Annotated in this window: 25 protein-coding genes, 1 tRNA gene and 1 pseudogene; 15 read left to right on the forward strand and 12 right to left on the reverse strand. The window is 72.4% G+C overall.

All coding sequences use genetic code 11. The features are described from left to right. Positions 1-306, forward strand: a pseudogene (locus tag QSK36_RS36910) (hypothetical protein); the annotation flags it as partial. Positions 307-342: 36 nt separating this feature from the next. Here QSK36_RS36910 and QSK36_RS36915 read toward each other — a convergent pair. Both QSK36_RS36915 and QSK36_RS43775 read right to left on the reverse strand, forming a co-directional pair. Beyond that, positions 343-431, reverse strand: a tRNA-Ser gene (locus QSK36_RS36915). A 99-nt stretch (positions 432-530) separates the two neighbouring features. After that, on the reverse strand, positions 531-2,915 hold the full coding sequence (locus QSK36_RS43775; RefSeq protein WP_502883415.1) for a MinD/ParA family ATP-binding protein: 2,385 nt from the start codon (positions 2,913-2,915) through the stop codon (positions 531-533). A gap of 186 nt (positions 2,916-3,101) precedes the next feature. On the opposite strand from QSK36_RS43775, the gene QSK36_RS36925 reads away from it, so the two are divergent. Both QSK36_RS36925 and QSK36_RS36930 read left to right on the forward strand, forming a co-directional pair. Then, positions 3,102-4,064 carry an NAD(P)H-quinone oxidoreductase gene (locus tag QSK36_RS36925; protein ID WP_183537961.1) on the forward strand — a complete coding sequence of 321 codons (963 nt, stop codon included), beginning with the start codon at positions 3,102-3,104 and terminating at the stop codon, positions 4,062-4,064. 58 nt (positions 4,065-4,122) lie between these two features. Continuing rightward, positions 4,123-4,650 (forward strand): bacterial proteasome activator family protein, encoded by a 528-nt coding sequence (locus QSK36_RS36930; protein ID WP_041952877.1) that lies wholly within the window; start codon positions 4,123-4,125, stop codon positions 4,648-4,650. 20 nt (positions 4,651-4,670) lie between these two features. On the opposite strand, the gene QSK36_RS36935 is transcribed toward QSK36_RS36930, so the two are convergent. Continuing rightward, positions 4,671-5,468 (reverse strand): HAD family hydrolase, encoded by a 798-nt coding sequence (locus QSK36_RS36935; RefSeq protein ID WP_183537962.1) that lies wholly within the window; start codon positions 5,466-5,468, stop codon positions 4,671-4,673. A 240-nt stretch (positions 5,469-5,708) separates the two neighbouring features. Here QSK36_RS36935 and QSK36_RS36940 point away from each other — a divergent pair, with 240 nt between their 5' ends. Beyond that, the gene (locus tag QSK36_RS36940) at positions 5,709-5,912 is read left to right on the forward strand and encodes a cold-shock protein (RefSeq protein WP_041952879.1); all 204 of its coding nucleotides are present in this window, start codon (positions 5,709-5,711) and stop codon (positions 5,910-5,912) included. Positions 5,913-6,261: 349 nt separating this feature from the next. Here the strand turns inward: QSK36_RS36940 and serS are convergent, their stop codons facing one another. The 7 genes from serS to QSK36_RS36975 form a co-directional block, all read right to left on the reverse strand. Continuing rightward, complete coding sequence (serS, locus tag QSK36_RS36945; RefSeq protein WP_183537963.1) at positions 6,262-7,527, reverse strand: serine--tRNA ligase; 1,266 nt, start codon at positions 7,525-7,527, stop codon at positions 6,262-6,264. Between the two features lie 38 nt (positions 7,528-7,565). Then, on the reverse strand, positions 7,566-8,486 hold the full coding sequence (gene pheA / locus QSK36_RS36950; protein WP_183537964.1) for a prephenate dehydratase: 921 nt from the start codon (positions 8,484-8,486) through the stop codon (positions 7,566-7,568). 88 nt (positions 8,487-8,574) lie between these two features. Then, a complete protein-coding gene (locus tag QSK36_RS36955) occupies positions 8,575-8,994 on the reverse strand; it encodes a DUF4446 family protein (RefSeq protein ID WP_285785590.1) in 420 nt (139 codons plus the stop codon). A gap of 22 nt (positions 8,995-9,016) precedes the next feature. Next, entirely contained in the window at positions 9,017-10,270 is a 1,254-nt protein-coding gene (locus tag QSK36_RS36960; protein ID WP_285785591.1) for a glycosyltransferase 87 family protein, read from the reverse strand. 2,103 nt (positions 10,271-12,373) lie between these two features. Next, a complete protein-coding gene (gene mptB, locus QSK36_RS36965; protein ID WP_285785592.1) occupies positions 12,374-13,834 on the reverse strand; it encodes a polyprenol phosphomannose-dependent alpha 1,6 mannosyltransferase MptB in 1,461 nt (486 codons plus the stop codon). Positions 13,835-13,933: 99 nt separating this feature from the next. After that, complete coding sequence (locus tag QSK36_RS36970; RefSeq protein WP_285785593.1) at positions 13,934-14,671, reverse strand: glycosyltransferase family 2 protein; 738 nt, start codon at positions 14,669-14,671, stop codon at positions 13,934-13,936. A 13-nt stretch (positions 14,672-14,684) separates the two neighbouring features. Beyond that, positions 14,685-15,035, reverse strand: a complete 351-nt coding sequence (locus QSK36_RS36975; RefSeq protein ID WP_030511009.1) for an STAS domain-containing protein — start codon at positions 15,033-15,035, stop codon at positions 14,685-14,687. 224 nt (positions 15,036-15,259) lie between these two features. Here QSK36_RS36975 and QSK36_RS36980 point away from each other — a divergent pair, with 224 nt between their 5' ends. The 8 genes from QSK36_RS36980 to QSK36_RS37015 all read left to right on the forward strand — a co-directional run bounded on the left by QSK36_RS36980 (position 15,260) and on the right by QSK36_RS37015 (position 21,960). Continuing rightward, a complete protein-coding gene (locus QSK36_RS36980) occupies positions 15,260-15,697 on the forward strand; it encodes a hypothetical protein (protein ID WP_225898224.1) in 438 nt (145 codons plus the stop codon). Positions 15,698-15,879: 182 nt separating this feature from the next. Then, a complete protein-coding gene (locus tag QSK36_RS36985) occupies positions 15,880-16,350 on the forward strand; it encodes a COX15/CtaA family protein (RefSeq protein WP_183537969.1) in 471 nt (156 codons plus the stop codon). 11 nt (positions 16,351-16,361) lie between these two features. Beyond that, on the forward strand, positions 16,362-17,936 hold the full coding sequence (locus QSK36_RS36990; RefSeq protein WP_285785594.1) for a multicopper oxidase family protein: 1,575 nt from the start codon (positions 16,362-16,364) through the stop codon (positions 17,934-17,936). A 285-nt stretch (positions 17,937-18,221) separates the two neighbouring features. Then, entirely contained in the window at positions 18,222-18,419 is a 198-nt protein-coding gene (locus tag QSK36_RS36995; RefSeq protein ID WP_041952886.1) for a hypothetical protein, read from the forward strand. A gap of 174 nt (positions 18,420-18,593) precedes the next feature. Continuing rightward, on the forward strand, positions 18,594-19,148 hold the full coding sequence (locus QSK36_RS37000) for a MauE/DoxX family redox-associated membrane protein (protein WP_285785595.1): 555 nt from the start codon (positions 18,594-18,596) through the stop codon (positions 19,146-19,148). Positions 19,149-19,150: 2 nt separating this feature from the next. After that, complete coding sequence (locus tag QSK36_RS37005) at positions 19,151-19,627, forward strand: S26 family signal peptidase (protein ID WP_285785596.1); 477 nt, start codon at positions 19,151-19,153, stop codon at positions 19,625-19,627. 27 nt (positions 19,628-19,654) lie between these two features. Then, entirely contained in the window at positions 19,655-20,182 is a 528-nt protein-coding gene (locus tag QSK36_RS37010) for a TlpA family protein disulfide reductase (RefSeq protein WP_041952887.1), read from the forward strand. Beyond that, positions 20,179-21,960, forward strand: coding sequence for an ABC transporter ATP-binding protein (locus QSK36_RS37015; RefSeq protein WP_285785597.1), 1,782 nt, complete (start codon positions 20,179-20,181; stop codon positions 21,958-21,960). The genes QSK36_RS37010 and QSK36_RS37015 overlap by 4 nt, the downstream gene beginning before the upstream one ends. A 125-nt stretch (positions 21,961-22,085) precedes the next feature. Here the strand turns inward: QSK36_RS37015 and QSK36_RS37020 are convergent, their stop codons facing one another. Next, positions 22,086-23,201: a sensor histidine kinase gene (locus tag QSK36_RS37020; RefSeq protein ID WP_285785598.1), complete on the reverse strand. Its 1,116-nt coding sequence runs from the start codon at positions 23,199-23,201 to the stop codon at positions 22,086-22,088. Next, positions 23,198-23,911 carry a response regulator transcription factor gene (locus QSK36_RS37025; protein WP_139579654.1) on the reverse strand — a complete coding sequence of 238 codons (714 nt, stop codon included), beginning with the start codon at positions 23,909-23,911 and terminating at the stop codon, positions 23,198-23,200. The genes QSK36_RS37020 and QSK36_RS37025 overlap by 4 nt, the downstream gene beginning before the upstream one ends. 261 nt (positions 23,912-24,172) lie before the next feature. On the opposite strand from QSK36_RS37025, the gene QSK36_RS37030 reads away from it, so the two are divergent. From QSK36_RS37030 to QSK36_RS37040, 3 genes are all read left to right on the forward strand, one after another. Continuing rightward, a complete protein-coding gene (locus QSK36_RS37030) occupies positions 24,173-24,340 on the forward strand; it encodes a hypothetical protein (protein WP_182897859.1) in 168 nt (55 codons plus the stop codon). Position 24,341: 1 nt separating this feature from the next. Beyond that, positions 24,342-24,623 (forward strand): DUF6412 domain-containing protein, encoded by a 282-nt coding sequence (locus tag QSK36_RS37035; protein ID WP_285785599.1) that lies wholly within the window; start codon positions 24,342-24,344, stop codon positions 24,621-24,623. Positions 24,624-24,696: 73 nt separating this feature from the next. Continuing rightward, positions 24,697-25,359: a YidC/Oxa1 family membrane protein insertase gene (locus tag QSK36_RS37040; RefSeq protein ID WP_285785600.1), complete on the forward strand. Its 663-nt coding sequence runs from the start codon at positions 24,697-24,699 to the stop codon at positions 25,357-25,359. Positions 25,360-25,377: the final 18 nt, after the last annotated feature.

Below are 25,377 nucleotides of genomic sequence, written 5' to 3' on the forward strand. Positions count from 1 at the left end.
ACCCCCGCCGCGGCCTACAACACCCGGCCCAAGGCCCAACCGGCCGCCAACCGCGACGGCGACACCCACACCCGCGTCCGGCACGACCGCGTCGACCACACCGGCGTCGTCACCCTGCGGATCGGCGGCCGGCTCCACCACATCGGCATCGGACGAACCCACGCCCGAACCCACGTCATCCTGCTCGTCGACGATCTCCACGTCCGGGTGGTCAACGCCACCACCGGAGAACTCCTCCGCGAGCTGACCATCGACCCCACCCGCGACTACCAACCCCAGTACACGAAGAAACCCCCGAACCCGTAGGTTCGAGGGTTTCCGATGTCTTGCGACATCACAGAGCGGAGAGCGTGGGATTCGAACCCACGAGACCGGTCACCCGGCCTAGCGGTTTTCAAGACCGCCGCCATCGTCCACTAGGCGAGCTCTCCCCGGCGCCCCACGCTGGAGCGCCACGCAGCAGCCTAGTCTCTCACTCTCCGGTTGGTGACCGCGACCGCGAAAGAGATCATCCCGCCGCCACGTCTCGCCTACAGGTGGTCCGGGATCTCCGAGAACCTGGGCTCGGCCAGCGCGTGCGGCCCGGCGAAGCCGTCGCCCACGGAGGCCGCCAGGCGAAGATAGGCGTCCCTGGTGGCCTGCTGGAGGCGGTCCAGGTCGATCTCAGCGCCCTCCTCCAGGTGGGCGTCGTACGGCACGCGGACGACGGTGCGGCAGCGGGCGGCGAAGTGCGCCTCCAGCTTGTCGAGGTCCACGGTGGACTTCGACCGGGGCCGTACGCTGCACAGCACCACGGTCGCGGCCCGGACGAGGTCGCCGTAGTGGTGCGCCTCCAGCCAGTCCAGCGTGGCCGAGGCCGCCCGGGCGCCGTCCACGGACGGCGAGCTGACCAGTACGATCTGGTCGGCCATGCCGAGCACGCCCGACATGGCGGAGTGCAGGAGGCCGGTGCCGCAGTCGGTGATGCAGATGGAGTAGAAGTTCTCCAGCACATTCGCCACCGCGTGGTAGTCCTTGGCGCTGAACGCCTCCGACACCGACGGGTCGCGGTCCGACGCCAGGATCTCCAGCCGCGAGGGCGTCTGCGAGGTGAAGGCCCGGATGTCCACGTACCGCTTGATCTGCGCGCGCTCGTTCAGCAGGTCGCGTACGGTGGCCGCGGTCTCCAGCTCGACCTTGTCGGAGAGCGTTCCACGATCGGGGTTGGCGTCGACCGCGATGACACGGTCGCCGCGCACCTGCGCGAGCGTGGCGCCGAGGCCGACGGTCGTGGTGGTCTTGCCCACCCCGCCCTTGAGGCTGAGCACGGCGACCCGGTGGTGACCGGTGGCGACGGGCGTGCGGGCGCGCTGCACGAGTTCGCGGCGCCGCCGCACCTCCGGAGCCTCACCCGGCTTGATCAGCCCGGCGGACGCCTTGTAGACCAGCCGCCGCCAGCCCGTCGCGGGAGCGTTCCGCCGCCCCCTCAGCAGGGTGACCGGATCGAGGCTGTCGGCGGTCGGCTTGGACCCGGCCGACTTCCCCGTCGTACGCGCGGGCGAGCTGAAGGCGGAGACGGGAGCCGGCCGGCGTGGGGGCTGGTATGCCTCCCGCTCCGCCACCGCGTCCCGTTCCACGGCCGGCGCCTGGTCCGGTGCGGGGCTCGGCGCCGAGGCTCGCTCGGGTGCGGGTTGAGGGGCGGGTTGAGGTGCGGGCGCCAGCGCAGGCGCGGGCGGGGGCGGCGACGCCACAACCGGACCCGGCTCGTACGGCTTCCGCTCCTCGGCGGCCAGGTCCTCCCGCAGGGAGCCGATGAAACGGTCGTCCGTGAAGTCCGGCGCGGACTCGGCCCGGGGGGCGGCGAACGGAGACGGGATCTCCGATGGCGCGGGCGGCTCCTCCGGCTCGGCGGGGACGCCGGGAGCGTCGGGTTCCTGCTGGGCGGCCGGCACCGGCACGGCCGGCTCCAGCCAGCCCCGCAACGGCTCCTTCGCCGAGGACGACGTGCCGGACGCCGGGGAGACGAAGGGCTTGGCCGACTCGCTGCCGGAGAACGCGCCGATGTTCTTGTAGGCGTCGGTGTCCGCCGGGGAGCCGGGGAAGGCGCCACCGCCGAAAGGCTGTTCGCCGAGCAGGGGGGTGGTGAAGGACGAGGGACCGCTCAGGCCGCCCGGCGGCGGAGTGGGGCGGCCGTCGTCCTCCGTGGACTCCTGGTCATCGCCCGGCCTCTCCGGCGTCGCGTCCGAGGCCCCCTCGGGAGACTCCGATCCCGCGTCGGAAGAGGCACCGAAAGATCCCGGGAAGGACGACTCCGACGCCGCCTCGAAGGACGAACCGGGAGACGAACCGGGAGACGAACCGAAAGACGAGCCGAACGACGGGGCGCTCACCGGCCCGGTCGACGTGGCGGACTCCTCACCCCTCGTCTCCGGCGGTGTGCCGAACGCGGTGCTCGCGGTGGGCGGCTCGGCCGGCGGCGCGTCCTCACGCTTCTCGGAAGGCGAGGACTCGGGCCTGGTCAAGAAGGCCGTCGTATCGCCGAAGGCCGTCGTATCACTGACGTTCGTCGTGTCGCCGAAGTTCGTCTCGCCGTAGGCCGAGTCGGCGCCATAACCGGACCCAAATTCGGACTTTTCACCACTTTCATACCCAAAACTCTTCGCATAGTCGGCATCGAAGAGGGGGTCGCGGATGGGACCGGTGGACGACGCCTCGGAAGTCTGCGCGTCCTCCTGCGGCGGGGCGCCGTACGCGGAGCCGGTCGCGCTGTCGGCCGCGCCGCGGAGCAGGCCGCCGGACGCGGGCTCGGACGGGACGAGGCTCCAGGGGTCGGCGGGGTACGGCGAGGCGGGCTCGGGGTCGGCGGGCGGCGGCGGTGGAGAGGCGAGCGTGGCGGAGGTGACCGCGCTGACCGCTATCTCCACCTCGTCGGGCATTTCCTTGATCGCGTCAAGCCATGCCAGCTGGTCCTCGAGAGAATGCGGATCCTCACGATCATGTCTCGCCACCGTGTACCCCCTCGGGCTGGGCTAATGGGGTAGCAAACACATTGCAGATTAGCGCCACGTAATACGGTGAATGCGGGCAACCGCCGAGTTCTCCGCCACGCTACTTTAGGTCACATGCGTGCGATCGTGATTTCCGAACCCGGCGGACCTGAGGTTTTGGCCTGGCAGGAAGTGCCCGACCCGCGTCCCGGCGCAGGTGAGGTCGTCATCGAGGTCGCCGCCTCGGCCGTCAACCGGGCGGACCTGCTCCAGCGCCGCGGCTTCTACCCGCCGCCGCCCGGGGCCTCCGAGATCCCGGGACTCGAATGCTCCGGGACGATCGTCGAAGTCGGCGAGAACGTCCCGCATCTCGCGCCCGGCGACCGCGTCTGCGCCCTGCTGGCCGGCGGCGGATACGCCGAACGCGTGGCGGTCCCCTGGCAGCAGGTGATGCCGGCGCCGGAGGGAATCGCGCTGGACGAGGCCGCCGGTCTCCCCGAGGTCGCCTGCACGGTGTGGTCGAACGTCTTCATGACCGCCCGCCTGCGGAAGGGCGAGACCCTGCTCGTGCACGGCGGCGCGAGCGGCATCGGCACCCTGGCCATCCAGCTCGCCAAGGCGTACGGCTCGCGCGTGCTCGTGACGGCCGGCTCCGCGGACAAGCTCGCGCGCTGCCGCGAGCTCGGCGCGGACGAGGGCGTGAACTACCGCGAGGAGGACTTCGCTGAGCGGTTCGAGGGCCGGGCCGACGTCATCCTCGACATCATCGGCGCGAAGTACCTGCCCGGGAACCTACGCGCCCTCGCCACCGGCGGCCGTCTGGTCGTCATCGGCATGCAGGGCGGCGCGAAGGGCGAGCTCGACCTCGGCACGCTGCTCGCCAAGCGGGCCTCGGTCCACGCGACCGGGCTGCGCAACCGCCCGGTGGACGACAAGGGCGTGATCTGCCGGGGCGTGGTGGACAACGTGTGGCCGCTCGTCGCCGCCGGAGCCGTACGGCCCGTGGTGCACGAGCGGATCCCCCTCGACCAGGCCGCCCGCGCTCACCGAACCCTCGAAGAGGGTGAACACATCGGAAAGCTCCTGCTGGTCAGGTGAGTTAGGTTGATGGGGTGAGCACGGTGTGCCCCGGCGAATCAGGAGTTGTAAGCGATCGATGAACGCAGACGAGAGCACGCCGCAGATCGTGGTCGTGGGGCCGCAGGGCCTCTCGGTCTCCGGCGGCAACGGTAAGGGCGAGCACGAGGAGCGGTCCGTCGCCGACCTGGTGGAGCAGCCCGCCAAGGTGATGCGGATCGGGAGCATGATCCGCCAGCTGTTGGAGGAGGTGCGGGCGGCTCCCCTCGACGACGCCAGCCGCAAGCGGCTCAAGGACATCCACCAGAGCTCCATCAAGGAGCTCGAGGAGGGTCTGGCCCCCGAACTGGTCGAGGAGCTGGAGCGGCTGTCCCTGCCGTTCAGCGACGAGAGCGCGACCCCGCCGAGCGACGCCGAGCTGAGGGTCGCGCACGCCCAGCTCGTCGGCTGGCTGGAGGGCCTGTTCCACGGCATCCAGACCACGCTGTTCGCCCAGCAGATGGCCGCCCGGGCGCAGCTGGAGCAGATGCGCCGCGCACTCCCCGGCGGCATGGGCCAGGCCGCGCAGGACGACCAGGGCCACCGCGCGGGCGGCCCCTACCTGTAGAACCCCGACACCCGCCTGACTCAGAACAGGGTCTCGAGCACGACCGCCACACCGTCGTCGTTGTTGGCCGCCGTCACGTGATCGACGGCGGCCAGCACGTCGGCGTGGGCGTTCGCCACGGCGTACGACGTGCCGGCCCAGGTCAGCATCGGCAGATCATTCGGCATGTCGCCGAAGGCGACCACCTCCGCGGGCTTGATCCCCCGCTCCTCGGCCAGCGTCGCCAGCGCTGTGGCCTTCGTCACACCGAACGCGCTCATCTCGATCAGTGCCCGCCCGCTGGAGTGCGTCGGGGTCACGATGTCGCCGACGATCTCCAGCACCCCGCGGTGCAACTCGTCGGGGTCCATCGAGGGGTGCTGCGCGAGCAGCTTGGCGCACGGCCGGGACGTCAGCGCCGCGATGGCCACCATCCGCCCATAGGCCAGCTCCCGAGCGTCCCAGCGCCCCAGCGCGTAGTCGGACTCGTGCGCGAAGCCTCCCTCGTACTCCACCGAGAACGTGAGATCGGGCACATGCCGCCGCAGCCGGGCGACGCACTCTTCGAGCACGTCGGAGTCGATCAGGTGCGACTCGACGATCTCCTCGGTGTGGAGGTCGTACACGAGCGCGCCGTTCGCGCAGATGGCGAGCCCGCGGTGCCGTACGGCTCCCGCGACGGTGTGCATCCACCGGGGCGGCCGCCCGGTCACGAAGACGAGGGTGCCGCCGGCCTCCTCCACCCGGGCGAAGGCGGCGGCGGTACGTGGAGAGACTGTTCCGTCGGTGCGCAGAGCGGTGCCGTCGAGGTCCGTGGCGACGAGGCGGGGGCAGGTCATGACAGGTTCCAGTGTGCACCGAGATAGGCCATGCCATGCCCTCGGCCACACCTCGGGCGAGAAATCTCCCCCGGACGTGGAACACCAACGGGCTACATAGTGTTAGATGTGAAGGCGTTGTATTAGCTGTTCCCGTAGCGAAAACCAGTTTGACTGTATGAGCCACCCGGGGAGCTGTGCGACACACCCGGGGTCCACGAGGTGTGGTCCCCAAGATTCACTTCCTTAGGGAGAGCAGTAATGGCTCAGGGAACCGTCAAGTGGTTCAACGCTGAGAAGGGCTTCGGCTTCATCGCACCGGACGGCGGCGAGCCCGACGTGTTCGTGCACTTCTCCGCCATCACGGGCAGCGGCTACCGCAACCTGGAGGACGGCCAGCGGGTCGAGTTCGAGGTCATCGCCGGTCCGAAGGGTCCGCAGGCGTCGAACGTCCGTGGTCTCTGACCTGACCTGACGAAGGCGGGGTTCGCCGTGGCGAGCCCCGCCTTTCGCATGTCCGGGGGCGTCCGGCCGTAAGCCGGGGGCGAACCCGCGGACGGACTGCGCGCATGAAAGTTTCACGCGCGGAGGCCTTCTGCGCACTCGGACGCCGTCCGAACCGAGAGATTTACATCACATCTGACGGGCCCTGCCGTCAAAGGTCGCAGATTCCACTTCTGCCGGACATCTGAGGCATTCGATGCCGGCCCGCGCTGCCGCCGCAACCCGCCACAGAACGTCACCGTGAGACACGAAGACCTCCGGACGCGGTGAGCGGCACCACGCCGGAGGTCCTCGATCAAGGCCGGTGGATCTACCGGGACAGCGGCTCCAGGACGTCGAGCCCCACGTACGGCCGCAGCGCCTTGGGGACGACCACCGAGCCGTCGGCCTGCTGGTGGTTCTCCAGGATCGCCACGATCCAGCGGGTGGTCGCGAGCGTGCCGTTGAGCGTCGCCACGTGGTGCGGCTTGCCGTCCTCGTCCTTGTAGCGCACCTTCAGGCGGCGGGCCTGGAAGTCGGTGCAGTTGGAGGTCGAGGTGAGCTCGCGGTAGCGGCCCTGCGAGGGAATCCACGCCTCGCAGTCGTACTTGCGGGCCGCCGAGGTGCCGAGGTCGCCCGCCGCCGTGTCGATGATGCGGTAGGGCAGCTCCACCTTCTCGAGCATCTCCTTCTCCCAGGCGAGCAGCCGCAGGTGCTCCTCGTGGGAGTCCTCCGGCCGGCAGTAGGAGAACATCTCGACCTTGTCGAACTGGTGGACCCGGATGATGCCCCGGGTGTCCTTGCCGTACGACCCGGCCTCGCGCCGGAAACAGGACGACCAGCCGGCGTACCGCATCGGCAGCGACGCCCGGTCGAGGATCTCGTCGGAGTGGTAGGCCGCCAGCGGCACCTCGCTGGTGCCGACCAGGTAGAGGTCGTCCTCGGGCAGGCGGTAGATCTCCTTGTCGTGGGCGACGTGGAATCCGGTGCCCTGCATCGACTCGGGCTTCACGAGCACAGGGGTGATCATCGGCGTGAAGCCCGCCTCGATCGCCTGCTGCATCGCCATGTTGAGCAGCCCGAGCTGGAGCCGCGCGCCGACGCCCCTCAGGAAGAAGAAGCGGGCGCCCGAGACCTTCGCGCCGCGCTCGATGTCGATCGCGCCGAGCAGTTCGCCCAGCTCGACGTGGTCGCGGGGCGCGAAGTCGAAGACGGGCTTCTCGCCGATCTCCTCCAGCACCACGTAGTCGTCCTCGCCGCCGGAGGGCGCGCCCTCCTCGACGATGTTCGGCACGGTCATGAGCAGGTCGTCGAGCTCGCTCGCCAGCGCGGCGGCCTCGGTCTCGGCCGCCTTCACCTGCGCGGCCAGTTCCTTCGCGCGGTCGAGCAGCGCCTGGCGCTCGTCTCCGGACGCGCGGGACACCGACTTGCCGATGCTCTTCTGCTCGGCGCGCAGCGACTCGAAGGTGTTGAGCGCGGCACGGCGGCGCTCGTCGAGCGACAGCAGGGTCTCCACGATCGAGTCGTCCTCGCCGCGGACGCGCTGCGACGCCCGGAGCCGGTCAGGGTCCTCACGAAGGGTTCGCAGGTCAATCACGGCTCAAAGGCTACCGGAGCCGGTGCGGCTCCCGCCCGTCAAGCGAGACCGGCGCGGATCTTTCCGAGCCATTCGGCGGCCTCGGCGAAGTCCGCGTCGCCCGTACCCTCCTTGATCTGCGTCGGAACCCGGTCGGCCCGCGGATAGCTGCCGAGGAAACGCAGGTCGTCGCAGAGCCGGTGGAGCCCGGCGACGGCCTCCCCGACCCGGGCGTCGGCGATGTGCCCCTCGAAGTCGAAGTGGAAGAAGTAGCGGCCGATGCCGTCGCCGGTGGGACGCGACTCGATGCGGGTCAGGTTGACCCCGCGCACCGCGAACTCGCTCAGCATCTCCAGCAGCGCGCCCGGGTGGTCGTCGCGCAGGAAGGCCACGAGCGAGGTGCGGTCGGCGCCGGTCGGCTCGGGCAGCCGCCCGGGGCGGTTCACCTTGATGAACCGGGTGACGGTGTCGGAGCGGTCGCCGATGTTCGAGGCGATCGCGTCGAGCCCGTAGTACTCCCCGGCGATGGCCGGGCTGATCGCCGCGTCGTACGGAGACTCGGGAGAGGCGACCTCCTGCGCGGCGGCGGCCGTCGACGAGGCCGCGATCACGACGGCGCCGGGCATCTCGCGCTCGATGAACCCGCGGCACTGGGTGTGGGCCGCCGGGTGGGTGATGATCCGCTTGATCTGGGCCAGCTCGGTGCCGGGCCGCACCAGCAGGGAGAACTCGACCGGAAGCAGCCACTCGCCGGTGATGTGGAGCGGCCTCCCCCCGGCCAGCTCGTCGAGGGTCTGGGTGATCGCCCCCTCCACCGAGTTCTCCAGCGGGACCACCGCGCCGTCCGCCTCGCCGTTGCGGGCGGCGTCGAGCGCGGCTCCGACGTTGGCGCAGGGCAGGCGCTCGGCATCCGGCTCCAGGAGCCGCAGGGCCGCCTCACAGAAGGTGCCCTGAGGCCCCAGGTACGCGAGCTTCGACATGTCCCAAGGGTATCCGCAGGTAGGTGTGGCGGGCATGCGGAGACACTCCTGGGCCGACCGGCTTCCGCCCGTGAACCGCCGTCCCGGCTCAGCGGGGAAGGCGTTGCGGCTCGACCTCCGGCCCGATGCCGAGTCTGGCGGCCCGCACGGCGTGCTCCTCCTCCGGCGACAGCGGCTGCAGCCCCTTCCCTCCGCGTACGGCACGGGCGTACGTGCGGGTCTCGGTGCGGCCGTTGATGGACGTCAGCACGACGCCGTCGCCGAAGCCGTTGATGAGCGCGAGCGAGAACGACAGCGTGCCGGTCATCTCGTCGAGCGCGTCGTATCGATACAGCGCCACGTCGCGGATCGCCCTGCTGTCCACCGGGCCCTCGACGGCGGCCCGCCGATCCAGGGCGTCCAGGCACACCCGCACGGAACGGCGGGCGGCGCGCAGCGCGATCAGGCCGACGGCCACGCCGGTCACCCCCGCCAGGACACCGGCCATCTCCACAACGGTAACCAGCACGGCACCGAGCGTAATGAATTGGTCAAGTGACCGCAGCGGGAACGGCGACAGCGGCCCGCCGCCGGGGCAACCAGGATCCGAGGAGCCAGACGAGGCCGATCGCGCCGAGGCCGAACGCGTTCTGCACGATCTTGCCCGCGACCGGGCTGAGCACAGGGATCTCCAGCGCCTTGAGCGTCACGCCCCACCACGGGATGGGCAGCACGTAGTAGAGCCACACGCCCGCCGCGACCAGCAGCCGGACCCGGTCGCGCCCGGACCCCGCGAGGGCCGCGAGCACGACCACGACCCAGGCGATGTGGTGGATCCAGGCCACCGGCGACAACAGCACCGCCATCAGCCCCGTGAGCGCCACCGCGGTCGTGACGTCGCCGTCCAGGTACGCCCGCCGGGCGCGGCGGAAGCCGTACCAGCCGATCACGGCGACGGCGGCGAGCCAGAGCACCGTGGTCAGCCAGCCGGGCAGGTAGAGCCTGAGCAGCATGCCGCGCAGCGACTGGTTGGTGGTGGCGGCGTTCGCGCCGAGGCGCTCGGAGTCGAGCAGCGCCCCGAACCAGAAGTCCCGGGCGTCGTCGAAGATCACCAGGAACGGCAGCAGCGTGAGCAGGGCCGCCGTGAACACCGCCATGAAGAAGGCACGGCGCTGCCTTGTATCCCCCTCCCGGGCGGGGAAGGCGGTGATCGCCAGGTAGACGAGGAACACGCCGGGGGTGAGCTTCACCGCCGTGGCGAGGCCGATCAGCATCCCGCGCGGCCACCACGGCCTGCGCGCCACGCAGTCGAGCAGGCACAACGCCAGGAGGAACAGGTCCACCTGGCCGAACCTGAACTGGTCCCTGATCGGCATGAGATAGGTGCACGCCGCGCACAGCACGGCGAACAGCAGCGACGCGGCCAGGGCGCCGCGCACCCCGTCCAGGAAGGCCTGGAAGGCGTGCCGGACCGTCACGGCGAGGACCGCGACGATGGCGACCGTCCACACCCACTGCGCGACCGGCCACGACATCATGGCGAGCGGCACCGCCAGCATCGCGGCCACCGGCGGATACGTGAACGGCAGCAACTGGGGAGCCGGCGTGATCACGTTGTAGACGGGCAGACCCCGCAGCAGCGCCCAGCCGCCCGTACGGTAGACGTCCAGGTCCACCAGACGCTGGTCCTCGGGGTTGGTCAGCCAGTAGGCGATCAGCGGCGACGCCGCGGCGGCCAGCGCCACCAGGGCGAGCGCCCACGCCCAGGCGGGCCGGCGGGCCCCCGCGATCCGGCCAGTCGTCATGACCAGGCAGGCTACCGTGGACCGTGTCCGCACCGTTATCGATCATGAGGGAGCGCGGGACAGTGCCACCTGGATCAGCGACGGCTCCGGGCCCGGCGGCCCGAGCCGCGGCGGGGCTCTTCGCGTCGATCCTGGTGCTCGTCGTGACGGCCCTGGTCCTGCCCGCCGCTCCCGCGTCGGCTGCACGACAGGCCGCCGCGGTGACGGGCCGGGTCGTGATGATCGGGGTGCCCGGCCTCCGCTGGGACGACCTCGATCCGCGGCGGACCCCCGCGCTGTGGGGGCTGGCCGCCCGCGGCTCCAGCGCGTCGCTGTCCACGAGGACGGTCCCTCCCGAGGGGCTGCCCGTGACCTGTCCGGCCGCCGGCTGGCTGACGGTCTCCGCGGGCCAGCGGGCGGGAACTCCGGGCACCGGGTGCGGCCCCCTTCCCGAGCCCGTCACCGGCGCGGGCGGCACGGCGACGATCCCGAACTGGTCCGAACTGGTCGCCGTGCAGCAGTCCGGTCCGTTCAAGGCCCGGCTCGGGCTCCTCGCCGACGCCGTGACCGCCGCCGGGGGAAAGATCGCGGCCATCGGCCCGGGGGCCGCCCTGACCGCCGCCGACCGGTCCGGCAGGGTCGCGACGTATGCCGCGACACCCGCCGCGCTGCCCGATCTCACGCCGTACGCCCTCGTGGTCGCCGAGGCGGGGGAGATCACCGGGGCCCAGCCCGACGACCCGGCCGGCGACGGGCGCGGGCAGGAGCGGCGGGCGGCCGTGAGCGCGGCCGACCGGACCGTCGCCGAGGTGCTCGCCAAGGTGCCCGCCGGTTCGACCGTGCTCGTGGCGGGGCTGTCCGACTCCCCCGGCCGCGGCGAGGGTTCCATCGCCCACCTGCACGTCGCGATCGCCGCCGGCGGGCCGTACGGGCACGGGTGGCTGACCGCCGCCTCGACCCGGCAGCGGGCGCTGGTCACGATCACCGACGTCACGACGACGGTCACGCACCTGCTCGGCCTCCCCACTCCCGAGGGCGCGGTCGGCAGGGCGTGGTCGGGCGGCGGCGCGGCGCCGCCGGTGAGCGAGGCGGCCCCCGGGCTCGCCGACGCAGACCTCGCGAGCCAGGTGCTCAGGGAGGTCAGGGAGCCGTTCTTCATCACGCTGGTCGCCGCACAACTGCTCTTCTACGGCCTGGCCGCGCTCGTGATCAGGCGCCACCGGCGGATGCTGACGACCACACGGGTCGTCGCGACGATCAGCGGCGCACTCCCGGTGTCGATCTTCCTGGCGCAGCTCGTGCCGTGGTGGGGCTTCGCGCACCCGATGCCCGCCCTTCTCGGCACGATCCTGGGCTTCGCCGTCCTGGTGGCCGGGCTCGCGTACGCCGGGCCGTGGCGCCGCCACGTGCTGGGGCCGCCCGCCGTGGTCGCCGGGATCAGCTCGCTCGCGCTCCTCGCCGACGTGGTGACGGGCTCGCGGCTGCAGGTGAACGCGGTGGCCGGCTACGAGCCCGTGACCGGCGGCAGGTTCTACGGCTTCGGCAACATGGCCTTCGCCGTCTACTCGACGGGCACGATCCTGCTCCTGGCGGCCGTCGCCTGCGCGCTGCGCCGCCGACCGAGGCTCGCCGTGGCCGTCTGCGTGGCGTACGGCCTGCTCGCGATCGCCGGGGACGGCTGGCCGACCTGGGGCGCGGACTTCGGCGGGGTGCCGTCGTTCGTCCTCGGCGTGGCGGTGTGCGTGCTGATGGTCACGGGCAGGCGGGTGTCGGTCCTCCGGCTGGGGCTGATCGCCGTGGCGGGGGGCGTGCTCATCATGCTGATCGCGGTGGCCGACTGGCTGCGCCCCGCCGACCGGCGAACCCACCTCGGTGCGTTCGTCCAGCAGATCATCGGCGGCGAGGGCGGCTCGGTCGTCGGGCGCAAGCTCGGGGCGATGCTCCACACGCTGGGCAATCTCCCGCTGACGCTGCTGTCGGTGGTCGCGCTGGCGTTCCTGTTCCTCGTGCTGGCCCGGCCGTCCCGGTGGGGCGCGCCCGCGCTGAGCCTGGCCTACGAGCGGACGCCGGAGCTGCGGGCCGGGCTGTTCGGCGCGCTGACCGCGGCGTTCACCGGGTTCCTGATCAACGACTCGGGGATCGCGATTCCGGCGATGGCCCTGACGGTCGCGGTGCCGCTGACGCTGGCGGCGTCCGTACGCGCGCTCCAGACCGCGCCGCCCACCACAGCAGCGCGATCGTCAGCGCCAGCAGGAGCGACGGCGCCACCCAGCCCCTGACCACGTCGACGAGCCACCCCAGGTCGTCCGGCTGATCCGCCTGACGCGCGGGCAGGTAGGCCGATGAGAGCACGGCGAGCCGGGCGACCAGGAACGCCTCCAGGCCCGGCCAGGCGACCAGGGCCAGCAGCGCGAACCCCAGCCCGTCATACCAGGGCAGCGCGTACGGCGTGGCGAACAGCCAGGCCACGGCGACGGCCAGGGCGACCACCGGCCCCTCGCGGCCGGCCGCCGGACGTCCGCGCAGGAGGAGGGCGGCGAGCGCGGCCAGCAGGAGCAGCGACCCGACCTGAATCCAGGCCCGGTAGGCCCCGGGTCCGAACACCCCCTGCAGCGCCCTTTGGGCCAGCTTCCACGGCGTGGCGAGCGAGACCGACTTGCTGGCGTTGACGAGCTGATCGAGCGAGTGGGGCCCGGCGAGCAGGTATGCCAGGAGCACGGTCAGCGCCGCCGTCCCGGCGACCAGGGCGAGCCGCCGGGGGCTCCTGCGCAGCTCCCACGCCGTGCCCAGCGCCACCAGGCCCACGGTGGCCTTGACCGCGACGCCCAGGCCGAGCGGCACGCCCCGGCGGGCGACCAGCCCGGCCACGACGAACGCGATCGCCACGGTGTCGAGGTGCATCCCGGCCACGAGCTCGTAGACGATCAGCGGGTTGGCCGTCCACAGCAGGGCCGCGCGGCGCTGCCGTACGGGATCGCCGGCGGTGGCGCGGTGGAGGAGCAGGCCGGCGGCGACGAAGGCGGCGGCGTTGACCAGGGCCATCACGAAGACCGTCAGGCGGACCGACTCGCCCCCGACGTGGCTCGCCAGCGCCTGTACGGCCGTCGCGACCGGGCCGTACACGCTGGGCGTCCTGCTCCATTCCTCCACCCGCCCGACGACGGGATCGGCGGGAAGGTCGGCGGGCACGGTCGCGTACGGGTCGTAGCCGAGGGCCGCCATCCGGCCGTACGCCGCGTAGTTGAGGTGGTCGGCCGACCCGGAGGGCGGCAGGAACGCGAGGACCGCGGCGGCGGCGCACCCGGCGACGACCAGCGTGCGCGCCCGCGGCATCCGGTCGGCGTACGCGAGGCCGGCGGCCAGGCCGACCGTGCCGAGGACGAGCGCCGCGGCGGCCAGCGCGACGACGAGATGACCGTCGGGTGCGAGACCGAGCGAGTAGGGGGGCTGCCACGACCGCCCGGGCAGCCCGGGCACCATCGAGGACGGCCCGAGGAGGCCGATCGTGATCGTGAGGACGACCGAGAGGCCGCCGGCGGCCGGGGCCAGCCGGGCGGCGATCCGTGCGCGCCCCCGCGAATCCACCCCAGAATTCCACCACATCAGCCCGCCGTCACCGGCCGGCCGCCGTGCCCGGCGGCAACGGCCGCGCCTCCGGGCGCGGCGCTCGTACGACGGTGGGGCTCAGCGGCGCGGCGGGCGGAGGGCGGCGCGCGCCTGGTCCACCGCGGGCTCGCGGGCGGCGAGGGCCAGGCCGACGTCGCGGAGCTGCTTGGCCCTGTGCAACTGGGAGCGCCAGTCGGTGCCGGTCGCCCGGTGCGACATCTCGACCTCGGCCTCGATCACCCGGAAGCCCTTCCTGAGCAGATCGACGGTCATGCCGGTCTCGACGCCGAAGCCGTGGGCGAGCGGCCGGGCCGCCTCGAACGCCGCCCGGGTGAGGCACCGCTGCCCGTTGAGCGGCTGGGTGGCCTCCCAGCCGGTGAGCCTCTTGATGCCGTCGCGGGCCAGCCGTACGACGATGCCGTGCCCGCCGAGCTTCACCCTGGTCGCGAACTTCGCGATGGTCATGTCGGCCTCGCCCGCGCGCACCGGCGCGATCAGCGGGAGGGCCGCCGCAGCCGTCTCGCCCAGGTCGGCGTCGAGGAACAGCAGGTGCCGGGGATGGTCCTCGTCCAGGAGGCGCACGGCCTCGGCGCCGCTCTCCATCGCCGCCGCCTTGCCCCGGTTGCGGCTGTGCCGTACGACCCGGGCGCCCGCCGCCCTGGCCACCCGGCCGGTCTCGTCGGACGAGCCGTCGTCGACCACGACCACGAGATCCACGCCGGGCAGCTTCAGGGCGGCGGTCACGGTGGCGCCGATGCGGTCGGCCTCGTCCTTCGCCGGGATCACCACCGCGGTGTCCGGCTCGGGTACTGCCATCTCCCCCATGCGCCTAGCCCTGATGCTCGGCCGTGAGCAGGTCGGCGGGCACCGTGTCGTGCACGGTGAACACCGAGTCCAGACCGGTGACCTGGAGGATCTTGCGTACCGCCGGTCTCGGCGCCGCCACCTCCAGCGTGCCGCCCCGCTCGCGCAGCCGTTTGAGCGCCGAGAGCAGCACGTTCATGCCCGTGGAGTCGCAGAACTCCACTCCGGACATGTCGATGACCACCCGGTCGGGCCCGGTCTCCAGCAGACGGGTGAACTCCGCCTGCAGCCGGGGCGCGGTATATAGGTCGATTTCGCCGAAGACGGCCATGACGGCCTGACCGGCGTGGGATTGCGTCGCGACTTTGAGCTCCACGAGGCGCACACTAGCGTCGTCCCGGCCCCGGGTCACGCTCCATCGGATTCATCGAAGAGTCGTCCGCCCTTTGTCCCCGATTCCGGCCCCACGTAAACGCCGAGTGCGCGAAGCTTGACGCTATGCGACACCGGCGTCGCCGGATGGAGGGCCCGGAACCTCCGCGTCTTGGTCGTCACTTCGCAAAGGAGGGCGGGCGCCGAGCACAGCGGGCCCGAGAGCAGATGAACAGTGAAATACCCGAGGATCCACAGCGGCGCGTCCTGCGCGAGCATCTGGAGACCATCCAGGTGCGCACCGAGAAGGCCTCGTCGTGGCGCGACGCGGCCGAGCCGCTGCGCGGCCTGGTCAACCGCGAGGGGTACGTCCCGGTCAGCGCCCGGTTGGCGGCCGAGGACCTCGACTTCCTCGCCGAGGCGCGCGAGGAGCTGCTGAGCTTCTCCGAGCTCGGCATCCGGCTGCTCGATCTGCACCAGCCCAGGGACGCGGGCGGCATCTCGAGCGACCCCGCCAACCCGATCCTGCGGTGCCGGAGCTGCATGTGGCGCTGGCCGTGCCCCACGTTCCGGGCCATGGCGGAGGCGTTCACCCCACGCCAGCGGGAGGCCGCACCGGACGTCCCCTCCTGGCGCGGCCAGCTGGAACCCCAGACCGACCTGTGACCCGGCGACCTGTGACCTGGGCGGCCGGCGCCGCGCCGAGCTGGGCTTCCGCGCCGAAGGCCGGCGACGCCAAGAGTTACAAGTCATCATTAAGTGTTCTCCATGGAGGCGTCCCTACCTTCCTCTGTGTAAGAGCCGGCGCGCGCAGACGTGCGCCGGCCGACACAGGAGGGGAAGAGCGCATGAAACTGGTCTACAAGGTCCTGGCCTCACTCGTCGCGGCCGAGGTCGCCGTGCAGGCGATGATGGTCGTGCTCGGCGACGCCGGGCTGTTCAAGTACGTCGAGCAGGGCGGCGTGATCGACAAGGCGAGCGCGGAGAGCGGAGGGATGGAGTTCCCCGAGTTCTTCGCCTTCGTGGTCCACGGCATCAACGGGATGATGGTCATCCCCGTGATCGCCCTGCTCCTGCTGATCTCCTCGTTCTTCGCGAAGGTCCCCGGAGCGGTCAAGGGGGCCGTCCTCGTTATCCTGCTCGTCGCCGTCCAGGTCTCCCTGGGCCTCCTCGGCCACGAGATCCCCGCCCTGGGCGCCCTGCACGGCCTCAACGCGCTGCTGCTGTTCAGCGCGGCCGTCCACGCCGCGCTTCGCGGCCGCCGGGCGGCGGCGGGCGCGACCGCGCAGCCCCACGCCCGTGTCGAGACCGCCGTCTGACGACAACTCGCATGGACGCGACTCGCCGTCGCGGTGCCCGCCTCCGGCTCGCCCTGGCGGGCGCCGCGACCATCGCCCTGCTCGGCCCGCTGGCCTGGATGTGGCAGGACAGTCTGATGCCCGGTGCGTACTCCGTCATGGACATGGGGTACGCGGACTACGGCGGCGCCCTCACACACGTGGCCGCCGACACCTCCGCACACTCGGAGCACATGCACTCGGAGCACAGCGCGCAGCCGGAGCACAGCGGGCAGCCGGAGCACAGCGGGCACTCGGCGCACACGGCGTCAGCGCGCAGCCTGACGTCGCTGACGGCCGATCCGGACCGCGCGGCCGACGTCTCGATCACCCTGGTCGCGCGCAGGCAGCGGTTCCGGCTGGCCACCGGCCGCCCGGTGGACGGGTACACGCTGAACGGCACCTCGCCCGGCCCGGTCATCCACGCGACCGTCGGGCAGTTGGTGCAGGTCCGCCTGGTCAACGAGTCCGTGCCGGACGGCATCACGCTGCACTGGCACGGCGTCGACGTGCCCAACGCCGCGGACGGGGTCGCCGGTGTCACCCAGGACGCGGTCGGCGTGGGCCGGTCGTTCACCTACCGGTTCGTCGCCGGCCAGGCCGGCACCTTCTGGTACCACTCCCACCAGGTGTCCCACGAGCAGGTGCGCCGCGGTCTGCTGGGCGCCCTGGTGGTGACTCCGGCGGCGCGACCGCCCGCGGGCACGGCCGACGTCGTGGCGCTGCTGCACCTCTACGACGGGGCCCGCACGATCAACGGGCGTGAGGGAGACGTCCGCGCCGAGGCGCGCCCCGGCGAACGGGTGCGCGTACGGGTCATCAACACGGAGAACGGCCAGACGCCCGTATGGGTCGGCGGCGCCCCGTTCCGGCTCGCCGCCGTCGACGGCACCGACCTGCACGACCCCGCTCCCGTACGGGACACCGCCGTGACGGTCACGGCGGGAGGCCGCGCCGACATCGAGGTGACCATGCCCGAGGACGGCTCGCCGGTGCGGGTGCACGTCGGCGGCCCGGCCGGCGTCGTGCTCGGTTCGCGGTCGTACGACGTGCCCGCCGTCCCCCGGCCCGCGACCTCGCTGGACCTGCTCCACTACGGTACTCCGGCGCCGCTCGGGTTCGACCCGGACCGGCCCGATCGGCGGTTCGACTACGAGATCGGGCGCCGCCCGGGCTTCCTCGACGGACGTCCGGGGATCTGGTGGACGATCAACGGCCACATGTTCCCCGACGTGCCGATGTTCGTCGTCGCCGAGGGCGACGTGGTGCGGGTGCGCATCGTCAACGACAGCGGCGAGCCGCACCCGATGCACCTGCACGGCCACCACGCCGTGGTGCTGAGCCGCGACGGCGTGCGCGCGACGGGCGGCCCCTGGTGGGTGGACTCGCTCGAAGTCGGCACCGGCGAGTCGTACGACATCGCCTTCGTCGCCGACAACCCGGGCATCTGGATGGACCACTGCCACAACCTGCCGCACGCCACGGAGGGTCTCGTCGCCCACCTCATGTACGAGGGAGTCACCACGCCCTTCACCGTGGGCGGGACGGCCGGGAACGAGCCGGAGTGACTCCCGGCCGAGGCGAGCCCCGCGAAGGCCGCCCACACCACGACCTGGTCTCGTGATGCTGGAACGGTCCGGCCCGCGGCCGTGAACCTTTCATGACAGGCGATGTCACCCCCGCCGGACCGGGTTCCGGCTCGGGCGGCGCCCCCGCATGTCACCGGGCCGGGATCCCTGACTGCGAGGGCCACCGGACCACATCGCGACCTCTCATCGGTTGATCTCCGCCGCCCCGATGAGAACGTGAGGACGGCTGCTCGCATGATCAGCCCGCGAAGGGAGGAGTCTCGCATGGTTCGCACGTTCCAGTCCTGGGGCGACCGCCTGCTGGCCCGCCTGGTGCCGAGGACCGAGGCGTCGGCCGCCGTGCCGTGCTGGTGCCCGGGCTACAGCCAGGCCGGCCCTAACTGCCCCTGCAACAACGGCGTACGGCAGGTGTGCTGCTACGGCGGCAACTACGGCTACTACTGCTACAGCCAGGCCTGCTGAGGTTCCGGCGCGGCGGGTCACGCGCGGGCGACGCCCGCGCGCGGCCTCGGCCGCCGGGCCCGGGGAGGGCGTTGCGGGCGAGGTCGGCGGCGCCCGCCCGGTCCCTGCCGCCGGGCCGCCTCTCGGCGATCACGTGTGGTGTGCGCGGCGGAGTCCGAGCCGAAGGGGGAATCCGTGAACTACCTGCTCCTCGCCTGCCGGATGGCCATCGGGCTGACGTTCCTGGTCTCACTCGCGTCGAAGCTGCGCGGGCGGGAGTCGTGGCTGCGGTTCGCCGACGCCACGGCGCGGCTGCTTCCCGCTCATATGGGGGCCCTGCGAGCGGAGCGGCGCCACGCGCTCGCGGCCGTGGTGGCCGTCGCGGAGGCGGCCGTCGTCGTGCTGATGACCGTCCCGGCCATGGAGTCCGCCGGGTTCGCGGTGGCGCTGGCCGCGCTGGCGGCGTTCTCCTTCGTCATCCACGCCGCGATCCGCAGGGGGCTCGCGGTCCCCTGCCACTGTTTCGGCGGCAGGAAGCTTCCGGTCGGGCCCGCCGACCTCGCCCGCAACGCCCTCCTCGGGCTGATCGCCCTCACCGGCCTGGCGCTGACGGTCCTCGTTCCCGCACGCGGGCCGGCCGAGCTCGCGGGAGCGGCGGTCGCGGCCCTGGCCGCGCTCCTGGTGACGGTCCTGGTCGTGCTGACGGGAGAGATCGCCGACCTGTTCGGCCTCACCCGGGAGAGCAGGTAGCGGTGGCCGACCCGGTCCGGGGGCGGCTGGTCCTCCTTCCCGTCGTGGCCGTGGCGCTCTCCGGCCTGGCCGTGGTCGCCTGGCTGCGCCGGCGCTTCGTCCTGGTCGAAGTGTCCGGCACGAGCATGCGGCCGAGCTTCCGCACGGGAGATCGCGTCCTGGTGCGGCGTGTCCCACCGCACGGCGTACGGGTGGGCGAGGTCGTCGTGATCGAGGCGCCGCGGCCGCGGGGTCACCAGCCGGGGCCGGAACGGAAATGGCACATCAAGCGGGTGGCGGCGGTCGGGGGCGATCCGGTGCCCGCACGGGTGGCGGACGCGCCCGCGCTCCGGGGCGCCGACCGGGTGCCGGCCGGCCACCTGGTCGTGCTGGGGGACGACCCGCGCTCGAGCCTGGACTCGCGCCAGCGCGGCTTCGTGCCCGCCGAGCGGGTCCTGGGAGTGGTCCTGCGGCGGTTGCCGCCGGACGGCAGTCGCTGAAAATCACGGCCCAAGCAGGGAGATCTCATGCCGTTCCTCATCGCCTTCGTCGCGGTCGTCGGGGTCTTGTGCGCCGTGGACCTCGTCCTGTCCGTGGGCATCATCCGAAGGCTCCGTGAACACTCTGAGGCGTTGGCGGCGTTGCGCCGCGGGCCCGGGGTCATGGCCCCCGCGGGGTCGGCCGTCGGCCCGTTCACCGCCGTGACCACGGACGGGGAGACGGTGTCCGACGACACCCTCCCCGGGACGCCCACCCTCGTGGGCGTCTTCTCGCCGGGCTGCCCCGCCTGCGCCGAACGCATGCCGTCGTTCGTCGACGCCGCCAAGAACCGCGCGGGCGGGAGGTCGTCGGTCCTCGCCGTACTGGCCGGTCGCGAGGAGGACGTCGCGGCGGAGCGTGCCGCGCTCGAACCCGTCGCCCGCGTGGTGATCGACGGCTCCGGCGGCGGCCTCACGAGGGCGCTGTCGGTGTCCGGGTTCCCCGCCTTCGCGCTGGTCGACGCCTCCCGCACGATCCTGGCGAGCGGCACCAGCATGGAGGGCCTGGGCGCGTGAAGGCCGTCTGGGCGGCCGTACGGCTGGCGTGGGAGGCGGGCAGGGCGAGGCTGGCGGCCTACGGCGCGCTGATCGCGGCCGGCGCGGTGGTCCCACCGGCCATCGCCTGGCTGACCAAGGCCGTGCTCGACCTGGTCGCCCACGGGACGGCGACCCCGGCGTCGATCGCCTGGCTCGGCGCCGCACTCGCCGCCTGCGGGACCACGGCGGCCGTCGTCCCCCAGATCACCCTGTATCTGCGGGAGGAGATCGGCAGGAGGATCGGCGTCGTCGCGCAGGACCGCCTGTTCCTCGCCACCGAACGGTTCGTCGGCCTGGCCAGGTTCGAGGATCCCGCCTTCCTCGACAGGTTGCGGCTCGCGCTGCAGTACGGCGGCGCCACGCCCGGCATGGTGGTCATGGCCGCCTTCGGGATCGTCAGGTCGCTACTGGCCGGTGCGGGCTTTCTCGGCGCTCTCGCCCTGATCAGCCCATGGATGGCCGTCCTGGTGGCGGCCACCGCCGTGCCGGGCCTGGCGGCCGAGGTCTGGCTGTCCCGGCGCCGTGCCGCGATGCTGATCGGCATAGGCCCGAACGAGCGCAGGGAGTTCTTCTTCCAGGACCTCCTCCTGAGCGCCCAGGCCGCCAAGGAGATCAGGCTGTTCGGCCTCGCGGGCCACCTTCGCGGCCTGATGCGCGAGCAGCGCACGGCCGCCGACGCCGAGCGCCGCCGCTCGGACCGCCGGGAGACGGCCGTCCAGAGCGTCATGGGGGGCGCGAGCGCGCTGCTGGCGGGGGCGGGTCTGGTCTGGACCCTGCTGGAGACGCTCGGCGGGGGACGGACCGTGGGGGACGTCTCGCTGTTCGTCGCCGCCGTCGCCGGGGTCCAGGCGTCGATCACCGGTCTCGTCGGCGAGATCGCGACGATCCACCAGCAGGCGCTGCTCTTCGGCCACTACCTGTCGGTGCTGACGGCCCCGCCGGACCTCCCCGTACGGCCCGAGCCGGGATCGGTTCCCGGGCTGCGGCGGGGGATCGAGTTCCGCGACGTCTGGTTCCGCTACTCGGCCGAGCACGAGTGGGCACTGCGAGGCGTCTCGTTCACCATTCCGTACGGACACTCGGTCGGTCTCGTCGGCCGCAACGGCGCGGGCAAGAGCACGGTGGTCAAGCTGCTGTGCCGGATGTACGACCCGGAGCGGGGTGCGATCCTCTGGGACGGCGTCGACCTCAGGGATGTCGATCCCGCGCAGCTGCGGCGGCGGATCGGCTCGGTGTTCCAGGACTACATGACCTACGACATGAGCGCGGCCGACAACATCGGCCTCGGCGACCTCGACGCGATGGGGGACCGGGAGCGGATAACCGCGGCGGCCGCCCGGGCCGGGGCCGACGGCTTCGTCGGCGCGCTGCCCCGCGGCTACGACACGCTGCTGTCGCGGATCTTCCTCGACGGCGGCGAGGCGGGCGTCCACCTGTCCGGCGGTCAGTGGCAGCGTCTCGCGCTGGCGCGCGCCTACCTCAGGGGCGGACGCGACCTGCTGATCCTGGACGAGCCCAGCTCGGGCCTGGACGCCGAGGCCGAACACGAGATCCACAGCGGGCTGCGGCGGCATCGGGCGGGGCGGACCAACCTGCTCATCTCGCATCGTCTCGGCTCGATCCGGGAGGCCGACCTGATCGTGGTCCTGGACGAGGGGCGGGTAGCCGAGCGCGGCTCGCACGCTGACCTGCTGCGCCTCGGCGGCCTGTACGCGAACCTGTTCGCGATCCAGGCGGAGGGGTACCAGGTCGGCTGACGCGGCCACCCGGACCTGCGGGCCCATGCCCGGCATCCCGCCGGCGCCTTGGCCGGCGGCGTTCCCGATCACGCCGTGAACGCCGGAACTCGCCGAGCGGGCGACCCCGCCCCGGCGAGGCGCTGTCAGGCCAGTGGCAGCGTGATCGTGAACAGGCAGCCGGGGCCCTCGTTGACCACGCCGATCTCGCCGTCGTGGGCCTCCACGATGCCGCGCGCGATCGCGAGGCCGAGCCCGGCGCCGCCGTCGGGGCCGGGCGTCCGCGCCGCCTCGCCGCGGAACGCGACGTCGAAGACGCGGGGAAGGTCCTCCTCCGGGATGCCGCCGCAGCCGTCCAGCACGGACAGGCGGGCGGTCGTCCCTTCCGCCACCGCCCGTACGACGACCGTGCCCCCGGCGGGCGTGTGGCGGATGGCGTTCACCACCAGGTTGCGTACGGCCCGGCCGAGTTGCCCGGCGTCCGCGTGCACCGGGACCCGCGGGTCCGCCTCGCCGGTGAGGTGCACGCCCTCGGCGCGGGCCAGCGGTTCGACGGCGGCGAGGGTGTCCGCGACGAGGTCGCCGAGCCCCGTGCGGGTGAGCGCGGGCCGCAGCGTGCCCGCGTGGATGCGCGACAGCTCGAACAGGTCCTCCACCATCCCGGCGAGCCGGTCGACCTCCACCCTGATCTGGACGTGGTAGCGCTTGACGGTCTCGGGGTCGTCGGCCACCCCGTCCTCCAGTGCCTCCACCATCGCCCGCATGCCCGCGAGGGGAGTGCGCAGGTCGTGGCTGACCCACGCGACCAGTTCGCGCCGCGCGCTCTCCAGCGCCCGCTCGCGTTCGCGACCCAGCCGCAGCCGCTCGTACGCCTGCTCAAGCGCGGTGCTGATGGTCTGCAGTTCGGCGGGGAGCGGCGCGGGCGGCGGGGTGAACCGGCCGGAGGGCGGCACGCTCTCCAGCGCGCCGACGAGGCTCCTGCTTGCGCGCACCACCGTGCGGGCGTTCACCAGCGCGACGCCGAGGCCCACCAGACCGCCGATGCCGACGACGGTGAGCACGATGTTCTTCGGCCGCCCGTCGATGATCATGGCGAGGGTGATGGCGACCACCCCGGCGAGCGTCGCGGAGACCGTCACGGCCGCGACGACCGCGAGCATCACGCCGATCGACCGGCGGCGCAGCACCCGCAGCAGCGCCAGGCCGAGGGCCGCGATGACGAGACCGAGCCCGGCGGCGACCGCGACGATCTGGACGATCACGACAGCGGCTCGTAGCGGTAGCCGACGCCCCAGACCGTGACGATCCGGCGCGGGTCGGTGGGGTCGTCCTCGATCTTCTCCCGCAGTCTGCGCACGTGGACCGTCACGGTGGAGGAGTCGCCGAACGACCAGCCCCAGACCTGGTCGAGCAGGGCCGTGCGGCTGAACGCCTGACGGGGGTTGCGCAGCAGGTACACGAGCAGGTCGAACTCCCGGGCGGTCAGTGTGATCTCCTTGCCGCCCAGGCGCACCTCGTGGGCGCCGACGTCCACCACCAGGTCGCCGTCACGCAGCACGCCGGTGCCCGTCGGCACCAGCGCGCCGCGGGCCCGCCGCAGCACGGACTGCACGCGCAGCGCCAGCTCGCGCGGGCTGAACGGCTTCGTCACGTAGTCGTCGGCGCCGGTCTCCAGGCCGACCACCCGGTCCATCTCCTCGCCGAGAGCGGTCAGCATGATCACCGGGACGGGCCAGCGCTCCCGCAGCTTCCGGCAGACCTGCAGGCCGTCGAGCTTGGGCAGCATCAGGTCGAGCACCATCAGATCGGGCGGGTCGGCCAGGGCCCGCCGCAGCGCCTCGGCCCCGTCGCCCACGCACTCGACCTCGTGCCCGTCCCGCTCCAGATAGCGGGCCACCACCTCGGCGACGGTGGGGTCGTCGTCCACCACGAGGACACGGGCGGGATTCGGGGAAGACTTCGAGGAGGACACGCCCTCAACGGTAAGTCCGCCGGGCGACCCGGCCGAGCCCCGTCACCGTCTCGTAAGAACCGGCCGCCGCGGCGGTCGTCGCGACCCGGGCACGCCGCTCCCGGCCGTCGGCTTCGTGCGCGCCGGGCGTGGCGTCATGACTGTCTGTTGGTGAACTGCCGCCGAACGCGATGATTCACGTGAAACCTCATGGATCGCGGGTATGCGAACCGATTCTGGATCAAGCTCGCGGTTGTCGGTGTCACCGCGTACCTTGGGGCCATGGCCCGTACCGTACTGACCGTACTGGGGATCCTCCTGGCCGTCTGGCTGGTGATCGGATTCGTGATCCCCGCACTGTTCGCGACACTGAAGTTCCTGCTGATCATCGGGATCATCGCCCTCGTCGCCGTCGTGGTGGTCACCGTCGTCGGGAAGCTGTCCCGCTGACGTGAACGCTCTCCAGGCCGCCGTCGGATCGCTCGTCTGGCTGCTGGCCGAGTTGGCCGCCGGGTCTTCCGCCCCCGGCGCGCTGACCGCGGTCGGCCTGGCCGGCGTGGCCGTCCTGGTGTTCGCCTGGATGCTCTGCCGGCTGACCGGCGTCCCCGTTCTGCGTCGGGGGCCGGGCAGGCCGTCGTACAACGGTGAGACGGCGATGGTCAGGCTGCGCGATCCCGGCGCGTCTGGCCGTCCCCGTCCCCGCGCACCATCCGGAAGCCCCGCGCTCGCCTGACCGGCCATCCGGTCACGAGCGCTTTCGTCATGCCCTCATCCCTCGGCAAAAGGTCACAGACGAAAGGCTTCCCATGTTCGACTTCGTGCTCGACCCCGCCTACCGGCTCATCGAGGCACTCAGCCATGTCACCGGCGCCGGGCTCGCGATCGTCCTGGTCACCCTCGCCGTACGGCTGTCGCTGCTACCGCTGAGCGTCCGCGTCGCCCGGGCCCAGCGGATCAGGACGCGGCTCGCTCCCCAGGTGGACAGGCTGCGCACGCGGTGGAAGAACGATCCGCAGCGGCTCCTGCGTGAGGTGAACGCGTTGTACGCCAAGGAGGGCCTCGGCCAGTTCACCGGCTATCTTCCGGCGTTCGCGCAGTCGCCGTTCTTCATGGTGACCTACCGGCTGTTCACGGCCGCCGTGATCGCGGGCCACCCGAACCTGCTGCTGGCGCAGAGCGTGCTCGGCGTGCCACTGGGGGAGCACCTCGCGGCCGCGGTCGCCGGGGCGGGCCTGGTCAGCCCGCCGGTCCTGGTCTTCGCCGGGCTGCTCGCACTGCTCGTGGCCGTGGCCGTGATCGCCGCTCGCAGGGTCGAGCCCACGGCGCCGATGCGGCGCATCCAACTCCTCACGCCGTTCTGGACCGTGGCCGTGGCGGCCTTCCTCCCGCTCGCGGCGGGCGTCTACCTGCTCGTGAGCAGCGCCTGGACGACGGCCGAGCGGGCCGTGCTCCACCCGCGCACCGCGTGACGCCGGGGGCTGGAATGC

Source organism: Microbispora sp. NBRC 16548 (assembly GCF_030268985.1).
Taxonomy (GTDB): domain Bacteria; phylum Actinomycetota; class Actinomycetes; order Streptosporangiales; family Streptosporangiaceae; genus Microbispora; species Microbispora catharanthi.